The organism is Herbaspirillum sp., assembly GCF_035644555.1.
Taxonomy (GTDB): domain Bacteria; phylum Pseudomonadota; class Gammaproteobacteria; order Burkholderiales; family Burkholderiaceae_D; genus Herbaspirillum.
Genome location: NZ_DASQOH010000058.1, coordinates 33,909 through 54,338, shown reverse-complemented (window position 1 = coordinate 54,338; position 20,430 = coordinate 33,909). Strand labels below are relative to the sequence as shown.

Sequence of the window (20,430 nt, the reverse complement as noted above, 5' to 3'; positions counted from 1 at the left end):
AAGCGGGCGATCAGCGCGGTTTTCCTTCCGGGATGAAGACATAGCCCAAGCCCCAGACGGTCTGGATGTACAAGGGATTGGCCGGATCCGGCTCGATCAGCTTGCGTAGGCGCGAAATCTGCACGTCCAGGCTGCGGTCGAAGACTTCATATTCACGGCCGCGCGCCATTTCCATCAGCTTTTCACGCGAAAGCGGCTGGCGGGCGTTACGGGCAAAGACCTTCAGTACCGAGAATTCGCCGGTGGTGAGGGAAATCGTTTCACCGTTCTTCTTCAGGGTACGGGTCCCCAGATCGAGGATGAAATCGCCGAATTCGAAGGTTTCCGGGGTTTCCGAAGGCGCACCCGGCAATTCATCCGGGCCCTTGCGGCGCAGCACCGCGTTGATGCGGGCCACCAGCTCACGCGGATTGAACGGCTTGGGCAGGTAGTCATCTGCCCCCATTTCCAGGCCGATGATACGGTCCACGTCCTCGCCCTTGGCGGTGAGCATGATGATCGGGGTCTGGTCGCCGGCGCCGCGCAGGCGGCGGCAGATCGCCAGGCCATCTTCGCCCGGCAGCATCAGGTCCAGCACCAGCAGGTCGTAGCGCTCACGGATCCAGAGCTTGTTCATGGCTTGGGCGTTTTCGGCCGTGACCACGTTGAAACCCTGTTCCGTCAGATAGCGGCGCAGCAGGTCGCGCAGACGGATATCGTCATCCACCACCAATACTTTGAATTGATTGGCGGATGTTGTCGTATTACTATTGTTGCCGGTAGTTGTATTCATGTTGCCTATGGTAGCGTCTTGGCGATTTTGAGCAAGTCGGGTCGGATGATCCATTACAAACTGTTACATACCTTACCTTAATCATCTTATACCATCGCGGCCTGCGGCCTAAACTGGAATCACGCGGGAAAGCCATGTCATCCGGGCTTTTCTCATTTGGTTTCTTGTCCCCGGAAAATACGCCTTATGAAGATTGCAGTCGTCAACAAGCTAGGTCTGGCAGTGATGCTGGCGCTCGGTGTGGGAGCGGCCGCGTTGGCCGCCCCGCCACAGGGTAGCCGGCCGATGCCGGGACAGCCGGGCGACTTCCGTCAGCACACGGGAGATTTCAATCCCCAGGATCACCGCAACCAGATCGCCAGCGATCAGGAGCAGCGCCGCAACGGCAAGCTCAGTGCCGATGAACGGCGGGAACTGCGGCGCCAGATCAACGAGGTCGGTCAGGACATCTACCGCGTCAAACGCTAGAGCTGATTACTGATGCATGGATGTTGTCGGCACGGAAAGGCTCCCGCCCCGAACCACAAATGCGAAAAGCCCGGATGCACAACATCCGGGCTTTTTTCACGCTCGCTGGCCGAGAGGTCTCTGCCTGCGCGCCAGACCTATATCTGGTGCGCCTTGCCCAGTTTCTTTTCCAGCCTGTGTTGCAAAGCCTCGAAGCACAGACTCAACACCCAGTAGATGCCGGCGGCAGCCAGATACAGCGGCAGTGGACGGAAGGTCACGGCGATCACTTCCTTGGTGGCCAGCATCAGTTCTGTGACAGTAATGACGGAAACCAGCGAGGTATCCTTGATCAGGCTGATCAGGGTGTTGCTCATCGAGGGGACGGCGATGCGCACCGCCTGCGGCACGATGATGTAGCGCAAGGTCTGGAAATAGGTCAGCCCGACGCTGTAGGAGGCGTTCCACTGGCCTCGGGTAACGCCCAGTATGGCACCGCGCAGGCTTTCCGACAGGTAGGCCCCGGCGTTCAGGCTCAGGGTCAGGACGCCGGCCGTCAGCGGCGAGAATTCGATGCCGATGCCCGGCAGGCCGTAATACACCACGAAGATCTGCACCAGCAAGGGCGTGCCGCGCATCATGCTGACGTACAGCGCAGCGGGCCAATGGATAGGGCGCCAGGGAACGATGCGCGCCACGGCCAGCACGAAACCCAGCACTAGTCCGCCCACCATCGACGCCAGTGCGAAGAGCAGGGTATAGCCCACGCCCTTGGCCAGGGTAGGGGCGGCTTGCTGTAGCAGTTCCAGGATTTCCATAGGCATTCGATATAAAAAATTATCCCCGCAATGCGGGGATAAGTCGGTCCGCCCGGTCAGCGCCGGGCGGCATGGAGCGCCGGTGAGCGCGCCTTATTGTGCTTTCGGCGGCTGGCTGACGTCAATGCCGAACCACTTCTCGGAAGCGGCCTTGAAGCTGCCATCGGCCTTGATGTCGGCCAAGGCCTTGTTCAGCGCGGCCTTGAATTCCGGGTTGCCCTTGCGGAAGGGGATACCGATCTTGTCGACCGTGCCGATGGGGCTGCCGGCCTTCAGCGGCAGGTTGGTCGATTTCAGGATGTAGCCGACCAGCAGGCTGTCATTCAGGGCGGCGTCGATGCGGCCGGCGGCCAGGTCAGCCAGGTATTCCGGCGAACCCGGATAGGTGCGCACGTCGATGCCCGGCACGGCCTTGGCCTTCTGTTCAAAGTTGGTGCCCTGGCCCAGGCCGAGCTTCTTGCCCTTCAGGTCGTCCAGGCTCTTGAATTCGCGCTTTTCATCCTTGCGCACGATCAACTGGGCGCTGGAGAGGGTGTAGGGATCGGAAAAGTCGAAGGCCTTCTGGCGTTCGTCGGTAATGCCCACCTGGTTGATGATGACGTCATACTTGCCGGCGCCCAGGCCCGCCAGGATGCCGCTCCATTCGGTGGTGGTGAAGACTGGTTTCACGCCCAGCTTGGCCGCCAGCAGCTTGGCAACGTCGACTTCGAAACCGGTCAGCTCGCCCGTCTTGGGGTCCTTGAAGTTGAACGGAGGGTAGTTGCCTTCCAGCGCCACTTTCAGGGTGCCGCTGCTCTTGACCGATTGCAGCAGGTCAGCTGCGGAAACGCTCAGGGAAGAGGCCAGCAGTGCAGCGCCAACGCCGGCCAGCAGCCATTGCTTGATGTTCTTGTTCATTTGTCGATTTCCTTTCGAAAACAATCGCCACGAAAACGCAGCCAGGTCGCCATGATGCCTTCGTTTTGCCGAACTGCAAGGGCTGGCTTAAGACTTTGATGTAGAAAGCTTATGCCGGCCTCGATCCAGGCACCATCAGGCCTGCAGTTGCTCCAGCGCTTCCTGTTGCTCCAGCCACTCGTTCTCCAGCTGTTCCAGCTCCTTGCTGCAATAGGCCTGGTCGGTGATGAGCGTCTTCAGTTCTTCCTTGTTGGCCGCATCGTAGATATCGGCACTTCCCAGCCGCGCATCGATGTCAGCCTTGCGCGCATTGAGCTTGGCGATCTGTTCATCCAGCCGCTTGATGCGCGTCTCGATGGGTTTCTTCAGCGCCGATATCTTCTGGCGCTGCTCGGCTTCCAGTCGCTTCTGCTCCTTGCGGTCCACATTGCTGGCCGACGAAGTGGCATCCACCACCTGGCTGGCCGTGGGCAGGGGCGCTGCGGCGGCGGCATCGTTGCGTGCGGCCAGCTTGGTCTTGAAGAGCCAGTCCTTGTAGTCGTCCAGGTCGCCGTCGAAGTCTTGCAGCTTGCCCTCGGCCACGATCAGGAACTGATCGGTGGTGGCACGCAACAGGTGTCGATCGTGGGACACCAGGACCAGCGTACCCTCGAACTGCGCCAAGGCCATGGTCAGGGCTTCGCGGGTTTCCAGGTCGAGGTGGTTGGTCGGTTCGTCCAGCAGTAAAAGGTTGGGGCGCTGCCAGACGATCAGGGCCAGGGCCAACCTGGCCTTTTCGCCACCCGAGAAGGGCGCGATGGAGGACGAGGCCATGGTGCCGTTGAAGTTGAAGCTACCCAGGAAGTTGCGCAACTCCTGCTCGCGCACATCCGGCGCCAGTCGCGTCAGATGCCACAGCGGTGATTCGTCATGGCGCAGCATCTCCACCTGGTGCTGGGCGAAGTAACCGATCACCAGCCCCTTGCCCAGGCGGGCCGTGCCGGACAAGGGATCGATCTCGCCCGCTACCGTCTTGATCAGCGTGGACTTGCCGGCGCCGTTGACGCCCAGCAGGCCGATGCGCTGGCCGTTCTGCAGCGAAAAGTCGATGCCGTGCACGATGATCTTGTCTTCATCCGGCGCGCCGTTCTTGCCCTCGATGTGATAGCCGGCGTTGACCTTTTCCATCACCAGCAAGGGGTTGGGCGCCGACAGCGGTTCGCGGAACTCGAAGGAGAATTCGGCCGCCGCCCGCAGCGGCGCCAGTTCTTCCATCTTGGAGAGCGCCTTCATGCGGCTCTGCGCCTGGCGCGCCTTGGTGGCCTTGGCCTTGAAGCGGTCGATGAAGGATTGCAGGTGGGCGCGCTGGCGCTGCTGCTTCTCGATCATGCCGGCCATCAGTTCCAGCTGGGCCGCGCGCTGGCGCTCGAAGGCGCTGTAGTTGCCGGAATAACGCTTGAGCTTGCGATCATCGATATGAACGATGACATTGACCACGCCATCCAGGAAATCGCGGTCGTGAGAGATGATGAGCAGTGTGCCTTCATAGCGCTTCAACCAGTCTTCCAGCCAGATGATGGCGTCCAGGTCCAGGTGGTTGGTCGGTTCGTCCAGCAGCAGCAGGTCGGACGGGCACATCAGCGCCTGCGCCAGGTTCAGGCGCATGCGCCAGCCACCCGAGAAGCTGGCCACCGGGCGCGCCATCTGTTCCAGCGAAAAGCCCAGGCCCAGCAGCAACTGCTCGGCACGCGAGCGCACCGTATAGGCGTCGGCATCGGCCAGTGCGGTGTGCAGTTCGGCGATGTGGTTGCCGTCGTGCTTGTCATCGGGCTGCGCTTCGGCGCGGGCCAGATCGGCTTCCAGCTGGCGCAGGTGGGCGTCGCCATCGATGGCGTATTCGATGGCCGGACGGTCCAGCGCCGGCGTTTCCTGCGCCACGTAGGCCATGCGCCAGCGTGCCGGGAAATCGATATTGCCCTGGTCGGCGTGCAGTTCGCCACGCAGCATGGCGAACAGGCTGGACTTGCCGGCGCCATTGGCGCCGATCAGGCCGATCTTGTCGCCCGGGTTGAGCGTCAGGTCGACATTCTCCAGCAGCGGCTTGACGCCGCGCTGGAGGGAGACTTGCTGGAAACGGATCATCGGTGATTCACAATCAGTGGAACGCGGTGGAGCAGGACGGGCCTGGCAGTTCAGCCCAGTTGCAGTTGTTCGGCCGTGACCAGGAACACCATGTCGTCACCGGCGCTGGTGGTCAGCCAGGTCAGTTCCAGTTCCGGGAAGGCGGCTTCGGCAAAGGCACGTTCGTTACCGATCTCGACCACCAGCACGCCTTCGGGCGTGAGACGTTCAGCGGCGCCAGCGACGATCTTGCGCACCAGGTCCATGCCATCTTCGCCGCCGGCCAGCGCCAGTTGCGGCTCGCGCAGGTATTCCTGTGGCAGCTTGGCCATGGAACCGGAATTCACATACGGCGGATTGCTGATGATCAGGTCGTACTTGCGGGCCGGCAGTTGGGTGTAGAGGTCCGACTCGACCAGGTTGATACGCTCCTGCAGCTGGTACTCGTCCACGTTCTTGCGCGCCACCGCCAGGGCATCGGCGGAGATGTCGACGGCATCGATCTGCGCATGGGGGAAGGCGTCGGCCAGCAAGACCGGCAGGCAGCCCGAACCGGTGCACAGGTCCAGCGCATTCACGATGGCTTCCGGGTCCTGGATCCACGGCGAGAAATGCTGCGGAATCAGTTCGGCGATGAAGGAACGCGGCACGATCACGCGCTCATCGACGTAGAAGCGATACGCGCCTAGCCAGGCTTCATTGGTGATGTAGGCGGCCGGTACGCGGTCCTTGCTGCGGCGTTCGATCACGCGCATGACGGAGGCAATTTCCTCGGGCAGCAGGCGTGCATCGAGGAAGGGATCGAGCTGGTCCAGCGGCAGCTTCAGCGTATGCAGGATCAGGTAGGCTGCCTCGTCCAGCGCATTGCTGCTGCCGTGGCCGAAGAACAGTTGCTCGGTGTTGAAACGGGTCACGGCGTAGCGCAGCAGGTCGCGCACGGTGGAGAAATTGTTGGGGGTCATGATGTTCTCTTCAATGCCCGGCACTCAGGCCAGCAGGTTTTCCAGTGTCTTGCGGTAGATGTTCTTCAGGGGATCGATGTAGCGCACTTCGATGTGCTCATCGATTTTGTGGATGCTGTCGTTGGGTGGCCCGAATTCGATCACCTGCGGGCAGATCTGGGCGATGAAGCGGCCATCCGAGGTGCCGCCGGTGGTCGACAGTTCGGTCTCCAGACCGGTCTCGTCCTTGATCGCCTTGGCCAGCGCGTCCGACAGGTCGCCGCGCGGGGTCAGGAAGGGCAGGCCGCCGACCGTCCACTTCAGGTCGTATTCCAGGCCATGCTTGTCCAGGATGGTATGCACGCGCTGCTGCAGGCCTTCCACGGTGCTGGCGGTGGAGAAGCGGAAATTGAAGTCGATCACCACTTCGCCCGGGATCACATTGGAGGCACCGGTGCCGCCATGGATGTTGGAGACCTGCCACGACGTCGGCAGGTAGTATTCATTGCCCGCATCCCACTGCTCGCCGACCAGCTCGGCCAGCGCCGGCGCGGCCTGGTGAATGGGGTTGCGCGCCAGTTGCGGATAGGCGATGTGGCCCTGGATGCCCTTGACCGTCAGCTTGCCCGACATGGTGCCGCGACGGCCGTTCTTGATCATGTCGCCCAGGGTCTTGGCCGAGGTCGGTTCGCCTACGATGCAGTAGTCCAGTTGCTCGCCGCGTGCCTTCAGGGCGTTGCAGACCACCACGGTGCCATCGATGGCCGGGCCTTCTTCATCGCTGGTGATGAGGAAACCGATGGAGCCCTTGTGGTCGGGATGGGCTGCCGTGAACTCCTCGCAGGCCACCACCATGGCGGCGATCGAGGTCTTCATGTCGGAGGCGCCACGGCCATACAGGCGGCCATCGCGCAGGGTCGGCTGGAAGGGATGCGACTGCCACTTCTCCAGCGGGCCGGTGGGCACCACGTCGGTGTGGCCGGCGAAGACCACCAGCGGCTGGGCTGTGCCCTTGCGCGCCCACAGGTTGGTGACGTCGCCGGACTGGATGGTCTCGCAGACGAAGCCCAGGGGCGCGAGCAATTCCGCCAGCCGCGCCTGGCAGCCTTTGTCTTCAGGGGTGACGGAAGAAAGGGACATCAATTCCTGGGTCAGGGCCAGCGTCTTGCTCATGATCATTTCTCGAAAATGTGTTGATACTGATCGGCCTTGAAGCCGACGTGATAGTGCTTGCCATCAAAGAGCACCGGGCGCTTCACCACCGAGGGGTTTTCCACCATGAGCGCAACTGCGGCAGCGTCATCGGTGATGGCGGCCTTGCGTTCGTCCGGCAGGGCGCGCCAGGTGGTCCCCTTGCGGTTGACCAGCACGTCGCGCTCCACGTCCTTCAGCCAGGCTTGCACCTGTGCGGCCTCCAGGCCGGCTTTCTTGAAATCGTGGAAGTGGAAGGCGATCCCTTGCTCGTCCAGCCACACGCGGGCCTTCTTGACGGTGTCGCAGTTGGGGATGCCGAAGAGGGTGATCTTGTCGCTCATGCTCGTTCTCGCGCTTTGCAATGAGGGCCACTAGAACACGACGCCGCGCCGGTGTACAAGACGACCGGCGCGGCGCGTGGTGATGCAGGACTTCAATGAAGCCGCAAGGCGGGATTACTCGCCGCGCAGCAGTTCGTTGATGGAAGTCTTGGAGCGGGTCTGGGCATCGACCTTCTTGACGATGATCGCGGCGTACAGGCTGTACTTGCCATCCTTGGAGGGCAGGTTGCCCGGTACCACCACGGAACCGGCCGGCACACGGCCGTAATGCACTTCACCGGTTTCGCGATCGTAGATCTTGGTGGACTGGCCGATGTACACGCCCATGGACAGCACCGAGTTTTCTTCGATGATGACGCCTTCGACCACTTCCGAACGGGCGCCGATGAAGCAGTTGTCTTCGATGATGACCGGGCCGGCCTGCACCGGCTCCAGCACGCCGCCGATGCCCACGCCACCGGACAGGTGAACGTTCTTGCCGATCTGGGCGGCCGAGCCGACGGTGGCCCAGGTGTCGACCATCGTGCCTTCATCGACGTAGGCGCCGATGTTGACGTAGGAGGGCATCAGCACCACGTTGCGGCCGATGAAGGAACCGTGACGGGCCACCGCCGGCGGCACCACGCGGAAGCCACCCTTGGCGAAATCTTCGGCGGTGTAGTTGGCGAACTTGGTGGGCACCTTGTCGTAGAACTGCGGGTAGCCGGTACCGGCCGACATCGGCACGTTGTCTTCCAGGCGGAACGACAGCAGGATGGCCTTCTTCACCCATTGGTTGACTTCCCACTGGCCGACGCCTTGACGGTTGGCGACGCGCAGGGTGCCATCGTTCAGGCCTGCGATCACTTCGGCGACTGCATTGCGGATGTCGGCCGGGGCGCTCTTGGGGGACAGGCTGGCGCGGTCTTCCCACGCCTGATCGATGATTTGCTGAATGGACTGTGTCATGTTGGTATCTATGAACGGTTGGGTGAAAGGGGTATTGGTCTCGCTTGTCGGCGGGCTTTTAGCCCTGGCCGGCGAGTTTCTTGGTAAAGGCGACGATGCGTTGCGCCGCCTCCAGGCATTCCTCGACTTCGGCCACCAGGGCCATGCGGATGCGGCCGGCGCCAGGGTTGACGCCATGCGCCTCGCGCGCCAAGTAGCTGCCGGGCAGCACTGTGACATTATATTCGGCGTACAGGCGACGGGCGAATTCGGTGTCGCTGATGGCAACCAGCTTGTCGACCTTGGCCCAGAGGTAGAAGGCCGCGTCCGGCAGCGCTACGTCCAGCACTTCCTGCAACAGCGGGGTGACCTGCGAGAACTTGGTGACGTACTTGGCGATGTTGTCCTGGACATGGGTCTCGTCCTTCCAGGCCTCTACCGACGCGGCCTGGATCACCGGGCTCATGGCGCCGCCATGGTAGGTGCGATAGAGCAGGAATTTCTTCAGGATCGCCGCATCGCCGGCCACAAAGCCCGAGCGCATGCCCGGCACGTTGGAGCGCTTGGACAGGCTGGAAAATGCGATCAGGTTGCGGTAGTCGCGGCCCAGCTTGCGGGCGGCTTCCAGGCCACCCAGCGGCGGCTCCTGCTTGAAGTAGATTTCCGAATAGCACTCGTCGGAAGCGATCACGAAGCCATAGCGATCCGACAGGGCGAACAGTTCCTTCCAGTCTTCCAGCGTCAGCACCGCGCCCGTGGGGTTGCCGGGCGAGCAGACGAAGAGCAGCTGCACGCGTTCCCACACCTCCTGCGGCACCTGACTGAAGTCCGGTGCAAAGTTGCGCGCCGGGTCGGAATTGACGAAGTACGGCTGAGCCCCGGCCAGATAGGCCGAGCCTTCGTAGATCTGGTAGAACGGGTTGGGGCACATCACCAGTGCACCGGGCCTGGTGGGGTCGATCACGGTTTGCGTCAGCGAGAACAGCGCCTCGCGCGAACCATTGACCGGCAGGATTTCGGTGGCCGGATCAGGGCGCGGGATGCCATAGCGATTCTGCAGCCAGTCCGCGATCGCTCCGCGCAGGGCGTCGCTGCCCAGCGTGGCCGGGTAGGAAGCCAGGCCGGCCAGGTTGTCGGTCAGCGCGCGCTTGATGAATTCCGGTGTCGGATGCTTGGGCTCGCCGATACCCAGGCTGATCGGACGATAGGCCGGATCGGGCGTGATGCCGGCGAACAGCTTCTTGAGCTTTTCGAAGGGATAGGGCTGCAGTTGGTCGAGTAGGGGATTCACGTCGCTGGACTGGAATAAAACTGCCCGGGCCGGCGCCCGGCTGGAGGATCCGGCAGGCGCGACGGTCGCGGCAAAGGGCTGGGAAAGCTTGCGATTATACCGTCATTGCCGCGCCCATGGTCGGCTGCGACTTGTTCCGACGACATGTCGGAGCGGCAAGCTGCCGGACGGCAAACAGGCAGAGCGGGCGGGTGTTCAGTCCGGGCGCGGTGTTGTTGTGAAATGTGCAATCGGGAAAATCGGGCCCGCTCAGGTGCTGTATTCAAGGGATTGTCAGGATGCTTTCGGCGGTATGGTGGACAGTCGCCAAAACGGGCCGGCTCACGAGGTCGGCCACTGAACCCCGGAGAACAAGAATGAAAAGCCTAAGGGCGCAGCTACTGTCTGCGCTGGTCGTGATGTGGGTAGGTCTGTTGCTGCTGGCCGCCTGGTCGGCCTTCAGCGCCCGTGAAAACATGATGGACGAACGCAAGGACGGCCTGCGTCGCGTGGTCGAGGCCGCCAATGGGGTGGTCAACAGCTATGTGGCCGATGTCGCCGCCGGCAAGATGTCCAAGGAAGAGGCCCAGAAGAGCGCCCTGGAGCGCATCGCCGCCATGCGCTATGACGGCGACAACTACCTGTTCATCTTCGATTCCAGGCCGGTGGTGTTGATGTTGCCCTCCAACAAGGCCATGATCGGCAAGAACGTGGCCGATCGCAAGGATTCCGAGGGCAAGGCCTATTACGTCGAGATGATGAAGGTCGGCCAGGAAAAGCAGCACGGCTTCGTCCAGTACATGGGCCGCCTGCCCGGCACCGACGACAGCAACCGCACCCCCAAGATGAGCTATGTCGTGCATAACAAGACCTGGGACTGGTTCATCGTCACCGGCGTGTTCCTCAGCGACGTACAGGCACAGTTCCGCAGCGACCTGATCCGGCTCCTGGGCATCCTGCTGGTGGTGGGCGTGGTGGTGTCGGTGATGATGCTGGCCATCATCCGCCGCATCACCGGCAGCCTGGGCGGCGAGCCCGCCTATGCGGTGGCCATCGCCACCCGTATTGCCAATGGCGACCTGACCGTGAAAGTCGATACCCGGCCCGGCGACAAGCGCAGTCTGCTCTACGAGATGGCGACCATGCGTGAACGCCTGGCCGGGGTGATCAAGGGCATCCGCCAGGGCACCGATGCCATCGACGTCGGTGCGCACGAGATCGCGGCCGGCAACCTGGACCTGTCTTCGCGTACCGAAGAGCAGGCCGGCTCGCTGGCGACCACCGCCTCCAACATGGATTCGCTGACTGCCACCGTGAAGCAGAACGCCGACAACGCCCGCCAGGCCGGGCAACTGGCCAACAACGCCTCGGAAATCGCCAAGCGCGGGGGCGAGGTGGTGGGGCAGGTGGTGCAGACCATGGAAGGGATTACTGAAAGTTCGCGCAAGATTTCGGACATCATCGGCGTCATCGATGGCATTGCCTTCCAGACCAATATCCTGGCCCTGAACGCCGCCGTCGAGGCGGCGCGGGCCGGCGAGCAGGGCCGCGGCTTTGCGGTGGTGGCTTCCGAGGTGCGCTCGCTGGCCCAGCGCAGCGCCCAGGCCGCCAAGGAAATCAAGGCCCTGATCGAGGATTCGGTGCAGCGCGTGGGCAGTGGCTCCGACCAGGTGGCCCGCGCCGGTGAAACCATGGGCGAGGTGGTCTCGGCGGTGCATCGCCTGACCGATATCGTCAGCGAAATCTCGGCCGCCTCAGAAGAGCAGCGCCGCGGCATCGAACAGGTCAACCTGGCCATTGGCGAGATGGATCAGGTGACCCAGCAGAATGCGGCGCTGGTCGAGGAAGCCGCCGCCGCAGCCGGCTCGCTGGAAGAGCAGGCGCGACGCCTGAAGGCGGCCGTGGCCACGTTCCAGGTCGAAGGCGAGGCCTCCGCCGTGGAGGCGGCTGCGCGCCCGGCCCCGGCAATGGCGGCCAAGCCGGCGTCCGCGCCGGCCTTCAAGCCCGCCCCGAAGCTGACGCCGAAGGCGGCCGCTCCGGCCCCCGTCAAGGCAGCTGCGCTGGCAATGCCCGCAGCCAAGCCGGCCGCCGCCGGGAAGAAGCCGGTGCCCACCGGCGATGACGGCGACTGGGAAACCTTCTGATCCTCGCTGCCACCGTAGATAGCGCTTGACGCTGTGCCGATGCAAGTCGGCGCAGCGTTTTTCATTGGGCGGGGAAGGGGCGGCGACAGCGCCGGCCAGGGCTCGGAGGAGGGCCGTTTTTGGCCGTGGCGGGGGCTGGCGATGTTATGATACCGGCCTTCCCGGAAGTAAAATTCCCGCTTTCCCTCAATTGTTCTAATTTGTCGATAACGTGCGTCTAACTTCCATCAAATTATCTGGATTCAAGTCCTTCGTCGAGCCTACGCATTTCCAGGTTCCGGGGCAGCTGGTAGGCGTGGTCGGACCCAACGGCTGCGGCAAATCCAACATCATCGACGCCGTGCGCTGGGTGCTGGGCGAATCCAAGGCCTCCGAGCTGCGCGGCGAGTCGATGCAGGACGTCATCTTCAACGGCTCCACCCACCGCAAGCCGGCCGGGCGCGCCTCGGTCGAACTGGTGTTCGACAATTCCGCCGGCAAGGCTGCCGGCCAGTGGGGGCAATACGCCGAGATCGCCGTCAAGCGCACCCTGACCCGCGACGGCACCTCGTCCTACTACATCAACAACCAGTCGGTGCGTCGCCGCGACATCCAGGACATCTTCCTGGGCACCGGCCTGGGCCCGCGCGCCTACGCCATCATCGGCCAGGGCATGATCTCGCGCATCATCGAAGCGCGTCCCGAAGAGCTGCGCATCTTCCTGGAAGAAGCCGCCGGCGTCTCCAAGTACAAGGAGCGCCGCCGCGAGACCGAGAACCGCCTGCACGACACCACCGAAAACCTGACCCGCCTGGAAGACATCCTGCGCGAGCTCAACGCCAACCTGGAAAAGCTGGAAGCCCAGGCCGCCGTGGCCAAGAAATTCCACGAGCTGCAGAACGACCAGGAAGAAAAGCAGAAGCTGCTCTGGCTGCTGCGCAAGAACGAAGCCAAGGCCGAGCAGGAAAAGTTCTTCAAGGAAATCGAACGCGCCCAGATCGACCTGGAAGAGCAGACCGCCAAGCTGCGCCACGTCGAGACCGAGCTGGAACACATGCGCCAGGCCCACTATGGCGCCGGCGACCGCCTGCACCAGGCGCAGGGCCACCTGTACCAGACCAATTCCGAGATCGGCAGCCTGGAAGCGCAGATCAAGTTCGTCATCGAATCACGCAACCGCCTGCAGGCCCAGTTGAACTCCCTGGGCGCGCAGCGTGACCAGTGGCAGCGCCAGGGCACGCAGCAGCAGGAAGAACTGGCCGAGGCCGAGATCCAGCTGGAAGAATTCGGCATGCGCGTGGAGCAGGCCCAGCACGCCGTGCAGGACACCAGCGACCGCCTGCCCTCGCTGGAAGCCGCCTGGCGCGAGTCGCAGCTGAAGACCACCGAATCGCGCGGCAAGATCATGCAGGTGCAGCAGCAGATCGAACTGCAATCGACGCACCAGCGCAACGCCTCCAACATCCTCTCAGGGCTGGCGGCCCGCCGCGAGCGGCTGATGCAGGAGAAGAACGGCATGGCCCTGCCCGACGAGACGCACCTGTCCAACCTGCGCATGCAGCTGGAAGAGAAGCAGGCCTCGCTGGAAGAGGCCAGCATGTATCTCGAAGAGGCACAGGAGCAGTTGCCGCGCCTGGAAGAAGAGCGCCGCACCGCCCAGGAACTGGTGAGCAAGGAAACCTCGGCCAACGCCCAGCTGGAAGCACGCCTGAGCGCCCTGAAGCAGTTGCAGGAAAGCGTGCAGGCGCAAGGCAAGGTGCAGCCCTGGCTGGAAAAGCACGGCCTGGCCGAACTGCCGCGCCTGTGGCAGAAGCTGCATATCGAATCCGGCTGGGAAACCGCGCTGGAAGCGGTGCTGCGCGAGCGCATGTCGGCCCTGGAAATGTCCAACCTGGACTGGGCCAAGGCCTTCTTCAGCGATGCGCCGCCGGCCAAGCTGGCGCTGTACGCCCCCAATGCCGGGCTGGCCCAGCCGGAAGCGCAGCCGGTCGCCGGCCTGAAGCCCTTTGTGGGCCTGCTGCAGCTGAACGATCCGGGCCTGCGCGCCCTGATGAACGACTGGCTCAACCAGATCTACATCGCCGACGACACTGCCAGCGCCTTTGCTGAGCGTTCTAAGCTGCCGCTGGGCGGCCTCTTCGTGACGCGCCAGGGCCATGTGGTGAGCAATTCCAGCGTACGTTTCTATGCCTCCGATTCGGAGCAGGACGGCATGCTTGCGCGCCAGCAGGAAATCGAGAACATCACCAAGCAGCAGCGCGCCCAGTCCATGCTGGCCGAGGAAGCCAAGGGCCGCGCCGTGCGCGCCGAGGCGGCCTTGTCGGGCGCCTCGCAGCGCCTGCAGGAACTGCGCCAGCGCGTCAATTCGCTGACCCAGTCGGCGCACAGCCTGCAGATCGAGGTAATGAAGCTGGCCGAGGTGCAGGAGCGCTTCAACCAGCGCAGCACCCAGATCGCCACCGACCTGGAAGAAATCGGCATGCAGGAAGCCGAACAGCAGCAGGTCCAGGCCGAATCCGAGGCGCGCTTCGAGGAACTCGATATCGAACTGGCCGAGCTGCAGGAGCAGCACGAAAACGGCCAGACCGATTACCTGAACAAGGAGCAGCAGCTCAACGACGCGCGGACCCGCCTGCGCGAACTGGAGCGTGCGGCCCAGGAGACCGAGTTCGCCGAAAAGTCGCATCGCAACAAGATCGAGGAATTGAAGCGCGGCATCGCCACCGCCCTGGAACAGGCGGCGCAACTGTTTGCCAGCATGCAGCAGGGCTCGCTGGAGCTGGAAAGCCTGGATGACCAGGCCGCCCAGGCCGGCCTGCAGGAGTTGCTGGACCGTCGCAGCGAGCAGGAACGCGCCCTGGCCGATGCCCGTCACGAACTGGACCAGCTGTCCCAGCAATTGCGCTCGCATGAAGAAAGCCGCATGCAGGCCGAACGCAGCCTGCAGCCGCAGCGCGACCGCATCACCGAACTGCAGCTGAAGGAACAGGCCGCGCGCCTGAACCAGGAACAGTTCTCCGAAGCCCTGGCCCAGACCCAGGCCGACGAGGCCGCGTTGTCCGAGAAACTGACCAGCGACATGCGCCCGTCCTACCTGCAAGGCGAAGTGACCCGCCTGACCAATGCCATCGCGGCACTGGGCGCGGTCAACCTGGCCGCGCTGGATGAACTGGCCACGGCTTCCGAGCGCAAGCACTTCCTGGATGCACAGCATGCCGACCTGAACGAAGCCATTACCACCCTGCAGGATGCGATCCACAAGATCGACATGGAAACCCGCGACCTGCTGCAAGACACCTTCGACAAGGTCAACCACCACTTCTCGGAGCTGTTCCCGGTGCTCTTCGGCGGTGGCCAGGCCAAGCTCATCATGACCGGCGACGAGATCCTGGATTCCGGCGTACAGGTCATGGCGCAGCCGCCGGGCAAGAAGAACGCCACCATCCACCTGCTCTCGGGTGGCGAGAAGGCACTGACGGCGACCGCACTGGTGTTTTCCATGTTCCAGCTGAACCCGGCGCCGTTCTGCTTGCTCGACGAAGTCGACGCGCCGCTGGACGATGCCAACACCGAACGCTTCGCCAACATGGTCAAGCGCATGTCCGACCATACCCAGTTCCTGTTCATCTCCCACAACAAGATCGCCATGGAAATGGCGCAGCAGCTGATCGGGGTGACCATGCAGGAGCAGGGGGTGTCGCGCATCGTGGCGGTGGACATGGAGTCGGCCGCCAACTTCTCCAGCGCCGAGCAGGCCGCCTGATGCCGCTGGCGGCCTGTGCCATGGGCTTTGTCGGCTTGACAAGCAGGGGGCGCGACCGTACCCTGAAAACCTTGCCGACCAGCCCGGCGCGGGCGCTTGCCCCGTTGGAGTCAGGTAGCGGCAGCTTGGATTCTCGGCCCGTACGGGCCATGGAAAAATAACAATATCTTGACCGCGATCTTGCCTTGCCCCATCCGTTCGATGCGCCCGCTGTCCGCTTTGCCGGCTGCGGCGAAGTGGTGCTGCCGTGCGGCGGCGGATGGCCCGGTGCCGGCGAGCGCGGTCGGCCTTCTTGGATTGATAGGATTCGGATTTCTTCGATGAGCAGCTTCTCCCAGCCGACCATGCCTTGCGGCGCCCATGAAGGCGCCCCCCAGCCAGACAGCCTGAAAGGTCGTGCAGCATGATGATGGATCTCCAGACCAGCCTGATCATTCTCGGCGGCGTCTTCGTCGTCGGTGTCATTTCCTACAACAAGTGGCAGGAACACAAGGCGCGCAAGACGGTAGAGCGCGCCTTTTCTTCGTCCCACGACGATGTGCTGATGTCCCCGGAGGAGCCTTCGGCGATGGAACCGGTGTTCGCCCCCGCCCCTAGCGAGCGTGGCGCGCCGACGGCCTCGGCATTGTCGGAGGACCAGCTCGAGCGTGCCGAACCTTCGCTCTACGAGGTGCCCGAGCGCAAGCCAGTCTCCGCGCCGGTGAAGGCCTACCTGGACCAGGCCGAGTTCGAGCCGCGTGAACCCTTCCTGGGCGAGCCGCCGGCCGGCGAGCTGCCGCGCGCCGCCGAGGAGGCCGTGCTGGACGAGGCCCTGGCCCAAGCCCCGCAATCGACCGTGGCCCAGGTCATCGCCGGTGCCGAAGACCAGTTCGAAGCCGCGCCCGCCTTCACGCCGCCGCCCGAAATGCAGGCACGCCTGGCGCCGCGCCGCGAACTGCCGGTCGATGAACTCATCGACTGCAACATCCCCATCGCCCTGGACAACCCCCTGCGCGGCGACAAGCTGCTGCCGCTGCTGCAGAATCTGCGCCATGTCGGCAACAAGCCGGTGCACTTCATCGGCCGCACCGCCGAGGGCGACTGGGAAGCCGTGGCCCATGGCGGCATCTACACCGCCTTGCTGGCTGGTGCGCAGCTGGCCAACCGTAGCAATGCCCTCAACGAAATCGAATATTCGGAACTGGTCATGCGCCTGCGCGACCTGACCGATTCGCTCTCGGGCGAACCGGAACTGCCGGACATGCCCGACGTGATCCGTACCGCCCAGGCGCTGCATCAGTTCATCGCCGACCATGATGTCCAGCTGTCGGTGAACGTGCGCTCGCAAGGTGCGCCGTGGAGCCTGGCGACGCTGCTGGCGGCGCTGACCCGTCAGGGCTTCGACCGTCGCACCGAAGGCTTCCTGGTGATGCAGGACGGCGAGGGCGAGGTGCTCTTCGCACTCTCCACCAATGCCACGCCGACCGACGAGACCACTGATCGCCTGACGCTGCTGCTGGATGTGCCGCGGGTGTCGCCGGCACGTGACGGCTATGGCGCCCTGGTGGCCTGCGCCCGTTCGCTGGCCCAGCGCCTGGGTGGCGTGATCGTCGACGACAGCGACCAGCCCCTTTCCGATGAAGCCCTGGCCGATATCGCCGAACAGGTCGCCGCCTTCTATAGCGCCATGGAATCGGCCGAGATCGCAGCCGGCTCCACCCGTGCCTTGCGCCTGTTCAGCTAAGGCCCCGTTCCTACTCCTCCACGATGCAAGCAGATCTGTTTTCCGCCGGCCGGCCCCCGCAAGGGGCGCCGGACTGGCTGGTGCGCGCCTTCACGCTGCGTGCCGACCTGAACCGCCATAACCACAGTTACTACGTGCTGGACCAGCCGAGCATTCCGGATGCCGAATATGACCGGCTGTTCCAGGAACTGCAGGCGCTGGAAACCGCCCACCCCGAACTGCTCACCCCCGATTCCCCCACCCAGCGTGTGGGGGCTGGTCCCTTGCCGCAATTCGAGCCGGTGCGCCATGAAGTGCCGATGCTGTCGCTGGGCAATGGCTTTTCCGATGAGGATATCGAAGCCTTCGATAAGCGGGTGCGCGACGGGCTGGAAAGCCTGCAGGAAGTGCGCTACGCCACCGAGCTGAAGTTCGACGGCCTGGCCATCAGCCTGCGTTACGAAAACGGCGTGCTGGTCCAGGCCGCCACGCGGGGCGACGGCACGACCGGCGAAAACGTCACCGCCAACATCCGCACCGTGCGCGCCATTCCCCTGCGTTTGCATGGTGAACAGGTGCCGCAGGTGATCGACGTACGCGGCGAAGTGCTGATGTACAAGAGCGATTTCGCCCGCCTGAACCAGCGTCAGCGCGATGCCGGGCAGAAGGAATTTGCCAACCCCCGCAATGCCGCTGCCGGCAGCCTGCGCCAGCTGGATTCGCGCATCACCGCCCAGCGCACGCTGCGCTTCTTCGCCTATGGCATCGGCGTGCTGGAAGGCGCCGAGATGCCGGCTTCGCATTCGGCGCTGCTGGACTGGTATCAGGAACTGGGCCTGCCGGTGTGCAAGGAGCGCGCCGTGGTCACGGGCGCGGCCGGGCTGCTGGATTTCTTCCGCGGCATCGGCGCCAAGCGCGACAGCCTGCCCTACGAGATCGACGGCGTGGTCTACAAGGTGGACCGCCTGGACCAGCAAAAATACCTGGGCTTTGTTTCGCGCGCGCCGCGCTTTGCGCTGGCCCATAAATTCCCGGCGCAGGAAGCGCTGACGGTGGTGCAGGACATCGAGGTGCAGGTCGGCCGCACCGGTGCCATCACGCCCGTGGCGCGCCTCAATCCGGTCTTCGTGGGCGGCGTGACCGTCACCAATGCCACCCTGCACAACGAGGACGAGGTGCGCCGCAAGGACATCCAGATTGGCGACACCGTCATCGTGCGACGGGCCGGCGACGTGATCCCGGAAGTGGTCGCCTATGTGCCCGAGAAGCGTCCGGCCGACGCCCGCGCCTTCGTCATGCCCACGGCCTGTCCGGTGTGCGGCTCGCCCATCGTGCGTGCCGAGGATGAAGCGGTGGCGCGTTGCTCCGGCGGCTGGCTCAAGTGCGCCGCCCAGCGCAAGGGCGGCCTGCAACACTTCGCCTCGCGACGTGCCATGGATATCGAAGGCCTGGGCGAGCAACTGGTGGAACAACTGGTTGATCGCAAGGTGGTCAACACCCCGGCCGACCTCTATCGGCTGGGCCTGTCGGCACTGTCCGAACTGGACCGCATGGCCGAGAAATCGGCACAGAACTTGCTGGACGCACTGCAGAAGTCCAAGACCACCACGCTGGCGCGCTTCATCTATGCGCTGGGCATCCGTCACGTGGGCGAGGCCACGGCCAAGGAGCTGGCGCGCCATTTTGGCAGCATCGACAAGCTGCTGGTGGCCAGCGAAGAGCAGTTGCTGGAAGTGGCCGACATCGGCCCGGTGGTGGCCAGTTCGCTGCGCGCCTTCTTCAGTGATCCGCTTAACGTGGAACTGGTCGAGCAATTGCGTGCAGTCGGCGTACACTGGCCCGAAAGTGCGGGCGTGGAGGCCGGCGCCAAGCATCTGGCCGGCAAGACCTTCGTGTTGACCGGCAGCCTGCCCAACCTCTCGCGTGACCAGGCTTCGCAGTTGATCGAGGCGGCCGGCGGCAAGGTGTCGGGCTCGGTGTCCAAGAAGACCAGCTACGTGGTGGCCGGTGCCGATGCCGGCAGCAAGCTGGCCAAGGCCGAGGAGCTGGGGCTGACCATCCTGGACGAGGATGCACTGAAGGCGCTGTGCGCCGGGCAGGGTGCCGATCCAGCGTAATCCCCTTGTCTTTTTATTCATATACAATGCGCCCCCATCAGCTTCCCGTTCGATGGGGGCAGCTCTGCAAGAGCCCACGATAACGACCTAGCAAGACCCATCTATTCCTCGGAGTCATGATGATCAAGAAGATCAAGAAAGCCGTCTTTCCCGTCGCCGGTCTCGGCAGCCGCTTCCTCCCTGCCACCAAGGCGCAGCCCAAGGAAATGCTGCCCATCGTCGACAAGCCGCTGATCCATTACGCTGTCGAAGAGGCAGTGGCCGCCGGCATCACCGAGATGGTGTTCATCACCGGCCGCAACAAGCGCGCCATCGAAGACCACTTCGACAAGGCCTATGAGCTGGAAAGCGAACTGGAAGCGGCCGGCAAGAAGAAGCTGCTGGAAATCGTCCAGAACGTGGTACCCAAGAACGTCAATTGCATCTTCATCCGCCAGTCCGAACCGCTGGGCCTGGGTCACGCCGTGCTGTGCGCCCGTCCGGTGGTGGGCGAGGAGCCGTTCGCGGTGCTGCTTGCCGATGACTTCATGGACACCGACGACGGCGTCAAGCCGGTGCTGGCGCAGATGACCGACATCTATGCCCGCGAAGGCATGAGCATGCTGGCCGTGCAGGAAGTGCCCAAGAGCGATACCCGCCAATACGGCATCGTCAGCGCCACGCCTTACCAGCCCGATCTGGAACGCATCAACGCCATCGTCGAGAAGCCGGCGCCGGAAGAGGCACCGTCCACGCTGGCGGTGGTGGGTCGCTATGTGCTCAACAGCCGCATCTTCCACTACCTGGAAAACATCCCCCGCGGTGCCGGCGGCGAAATCCAGCTGACCGACGGCATCGCCAAGCTGATGCAGGCCGAGTCGGTTCTGGCCTATCGTTACCAGGGGCAGCGTTATGATTGCGGTTCCAAGCTGGGTTACCTGAAGGCCATGGTGGCCATGGGCCTGAAGCACCCGGAAACCGGCCCGGCCTTTTCCGAGTACCTGCAGGAAGTGGCGAACAAGCAGCGCTGAAGATGAGC

15 protein-coding genes are annotated in these 20,430 nt (G+C 63.7%); 6 read left to right on the top strand and 9 right to left on the bottom strand.

What is annotated here, in order from left to right:
• Positions 1-10 precede the first annotated feature (10 nt).
• Positions 11-772: a two-component system response regulator OmpR gene (gene ompR / locus VE092_RS16355; RefSeq protein WP_039874787.1), complete on the bottom strand. Its 762-nt coding sequence runs from the start codon at positions 770-772 to the stop codon at positions 11-13.
• 186 nt (positions 773-958) lie between these two features.
• Between ompR and VE092_RS16350 the strand changes: the two genes are divergently transcribed.
• Positions 959-1,240, top strand: coding sequence for a hypothetical protein (locus VE092_RS16350; RefSeq protein WP_324878527.1), 282 nt, complete (start codon positions 959-961; stop codon positions 1,238-1,240).
• Positions 1,241-1,377: 137 nt separating this feature from the next.
• On the opposite strand, the gene VE092_RS16345 is transcribed toward VE092_RS16350, so the two are convergent.
• The 8 genes from VE092_RS16345 to dapC all read right to left on the bottom strand — a co-directional run bounded on the left by VE092_RS16345 (position 1,378) and on the right by dapC (position 9,728).
• Positions 1,378-2,037, bottom strand: coding sequence for an amino acid ABC transporter permease (locus VE092_RS16345; protein WP_324878526.1), 660 nt, complete (start codon positions 2,035-2,037; stop codon positions 1,378-1,380).
• Between the two features lie 93 nt (positions 2,038-2,130).
• Positions 2,131-2,934, bottom strand: a complete 804-nt coding sequence (locus VE092_RS16340) for a cystine ABC transporter substrate-binding protein (protein WP_324878524.1) — start codon at positions 2,932-2,934, stop codon at positions 2,131-2,133.
• A gap of 135 nt (positions 2,935-3,069) precedes the next feature.
• Positions 3,070-5,055, bottom strand: a complete 1,986-nt coding sequence (locus VE092_RS16335; protein ID WP_324878522.1) for an ATP-binding cassette domain-containing protein — start codon at positions 5,053-5,055, stop codon at positions 3,070-3,072.
• 50 nt (positions 5,056-5,105) lie between these two features.
• Complete coding sequence (gene prmB, locus VE092_RS16330) at positions 5,106-5,996, bottom strand: 50S ribosomal protein L3 N(5)-glutamine methyltransferase (RefSeq protein ID WP_102662904.1); 891 nt, start codon at positions 5,994-5,996, stop codon at positions 5,106-5,108.
• 24 nt (positions 5,997-6,020) lie between these two features.
• On the bottom strand, positions 6,021-7,148 hold the full coding sequence (gene dapE / locus VE092_RS16325; protein ID WP_324878518.1) for a succinyl-diaminopimelate desuccinylase: 1,128 nt from the start codon (positions 7,146-7,148) through the stop codon (positions 6,021-6,023).
• Positions 7,149-7,150: 2 nt separating this feature from the next.
• Entirely contained in the window at positions 7,151-7,510 is a 360-nt protein-coding gene (locus VE092_RS16320) for an ArsC family reductase (RefSeq protein ID WP_234296524.1), read from the bottom strand.
• Positions 7,511-7,624: 114 nt separating this feature from the next.
• A complete protein-coding gene (gene dapD, locus VE092_RS16315; RefSeq protein WP_006462557.1) occupies positions 7,625-8,458 on the bottom strand; it encodes a 2,3,4,5-tetrahydropyridine-2,6-dicarboxylate N-succinyltransferase in 834 nt (277 codons plus the stop codon).
• 58 nt (positions 8,459-8,516) lie between these two features.
• Positions 8,517-9,728: a succinyldiaminopimelate transaminase gene (dapC, locus tag VE092_RS16310; RefSeq protein WP_324878514.1), complete on the bottom strand. Its 1,212-nt coding sequence runs from the start codon at positions 9,726-9,728 to the stop codon at positions 8,517-8,519.
• Positions 9,729-10,084: 356 nt separating this feature from the next.
• Here dapC and VE092_RS16305 point away from each other — a divergent pair, with 356 nt between their 5' ends.
• The 5 genes from VE092_RS16305 to galU all read left to right on the top strand — a co-directional run bounded on the left by VE092_RS16305 (position 10,085) and on the right by galU (position 20,422).
• On the top strand, positions 10,085-11,851 hold the full coding sequence (locus VE092_RS16305) for a methyl-accepting chemotaxis protein (RefSeq protein ID WP_324878512.1): 1,767 nt from the start codon (positions 10,085-10,087) through the stop codon (positions 11,849-11,851).
• Between the two features lie 211 nt (positions 11,852-12,062).
• Positions 12,063-15,593: a chromosome segregation protein SMC gene (smc, locus tag VE092_RS16300; protein WP_324878509.1), complete on the top strand. Its 3,531-nt coding sequence runs from the start codon at positions 12,063-12,065 to the stop codon at positions 15,591-15,593.
• 403 nt (positions 15,594-15,996) lie between these two features.
• Positions 15,997-17,316, top strand: a complete 1,320-nt coding sequence (locus tag VE092_RS16295) for a cell division protein ZipA C-terminal FtsZ-binding domain-containing protein (RefSeq protein ID WP_324878507.1) — start codon at positions 15,997-15,999, stop codon at positions 17,314-17,316.
• Positions 17,317-17,339: 23 nt separating this feature from the next.
• Complete coding sequence (gene ligA, locus VE092_RS16290; RefSeq protein WP_324878505.1) at positions 17,340-19,412, top strand: NAD-dependent DNA ligase LigA; 2,073 nt, start codon at positions 17,340-17,342, stop codon at positions 19,410-19,412.
• 119 nt (positions 19,413-19,531) lie between these two features.
• Entirely contained in the window at positions 19,532-20,422 is an 891-nt protein-coding gene (gene galU, locus VE092_RS16285; protein ID WP_324878503.1) for a UTP--glucose-1-phosphate uridylyltransferase GalU, read from the top strand.
• Positions 20,423-20,430 lie beyond the last annotated feature (8 nt).

Coding starts and splice junctions, on each gene's coding strand:
- VE092_RS16340 (WP_324878524.1), bottom strand. CDS start 2,934: ATGAACAAGAACATCAAGCAATGGCTGCTGGCCGGCGTTGGCGCTGCA.
- VE092_RS16345 (WP_324878526.1), bottom strand. CDS start 2,037: ATGGAAATCCTGGAACTGCTACAGCAAGCCGCCCCTACCCTGGCCAAG.
- ompR (WP_039874787.1), bottom strand. CDS start 772: ATGAATACAACTACCGGCAACAATAGTAATACGACAACATCCGCCAAT.
- VE092_RS16335 (WP_324878522.1), bottom strand. CDS start 5,055: ATGATCCGTTTCCAGCAAGTCTCCCTCCAGCGCGGCGTCAAGCCGCTG.
- VE092_RS16350 (WP_324878527.1), top strand. CDS start 959: ATGAAGATTGCAGTCGTCAACAAGCTAGGTCTGGCAGTGATGCTGGCG.
- galU (WP_324878503.1), top strand. CDS start 19,532: ATGATCAAGAAGATCAAGAAAGCCGTCTTTCCCGTCGCCGGTCTCGGC.
- VE092_RS16295 (WP_324878507.1), top strand. CDS start 15,997: ATGATGATGGATCTCCAGACCAGCCTGATCATTCTCGGCGGCGTCTTC.
- prmB (WP_102662904.1), bottom strand. CDS start 5,996: ATGACCCCCAACAATTTCTCCACCGTGCGCGACCTGCTGCGCTACGCC.
- VE092_RS16305 (WP_324878512.1), top strand. CDS start 10,085: ATGAAAAGCCTAAGGGCGCAGCTACTGTCTGCGCTGGTCGTGATGTGG.
- VE092_RS16320 (WP_234296524.1), bottom strand. CDS start 7,510: ATGAGCGACAAGATCACCCTCTTCGGCATCCCCAACTGCGACACCGTC.
- dapD (WP_006462557.1), bottom strand. CDS start 8,458: ATGACACAGTCCATTCAGCAAATCATCGATCAGGCGTGGGAAGACCGC.
- dapE (WP_324878518.1), bottom strand. CDS start 7,148: ATGAGCAAGACGCTGGCCCTGACCCAGGAATTGATGTCCCTTTCTTCC.
- ligA (WP_324878505.1), top strand. CDS start 17,340: ATGCAAGCAGATCTGTTTTCCGCCGGCCGGCCCCCGCAAGGGGCGCCG.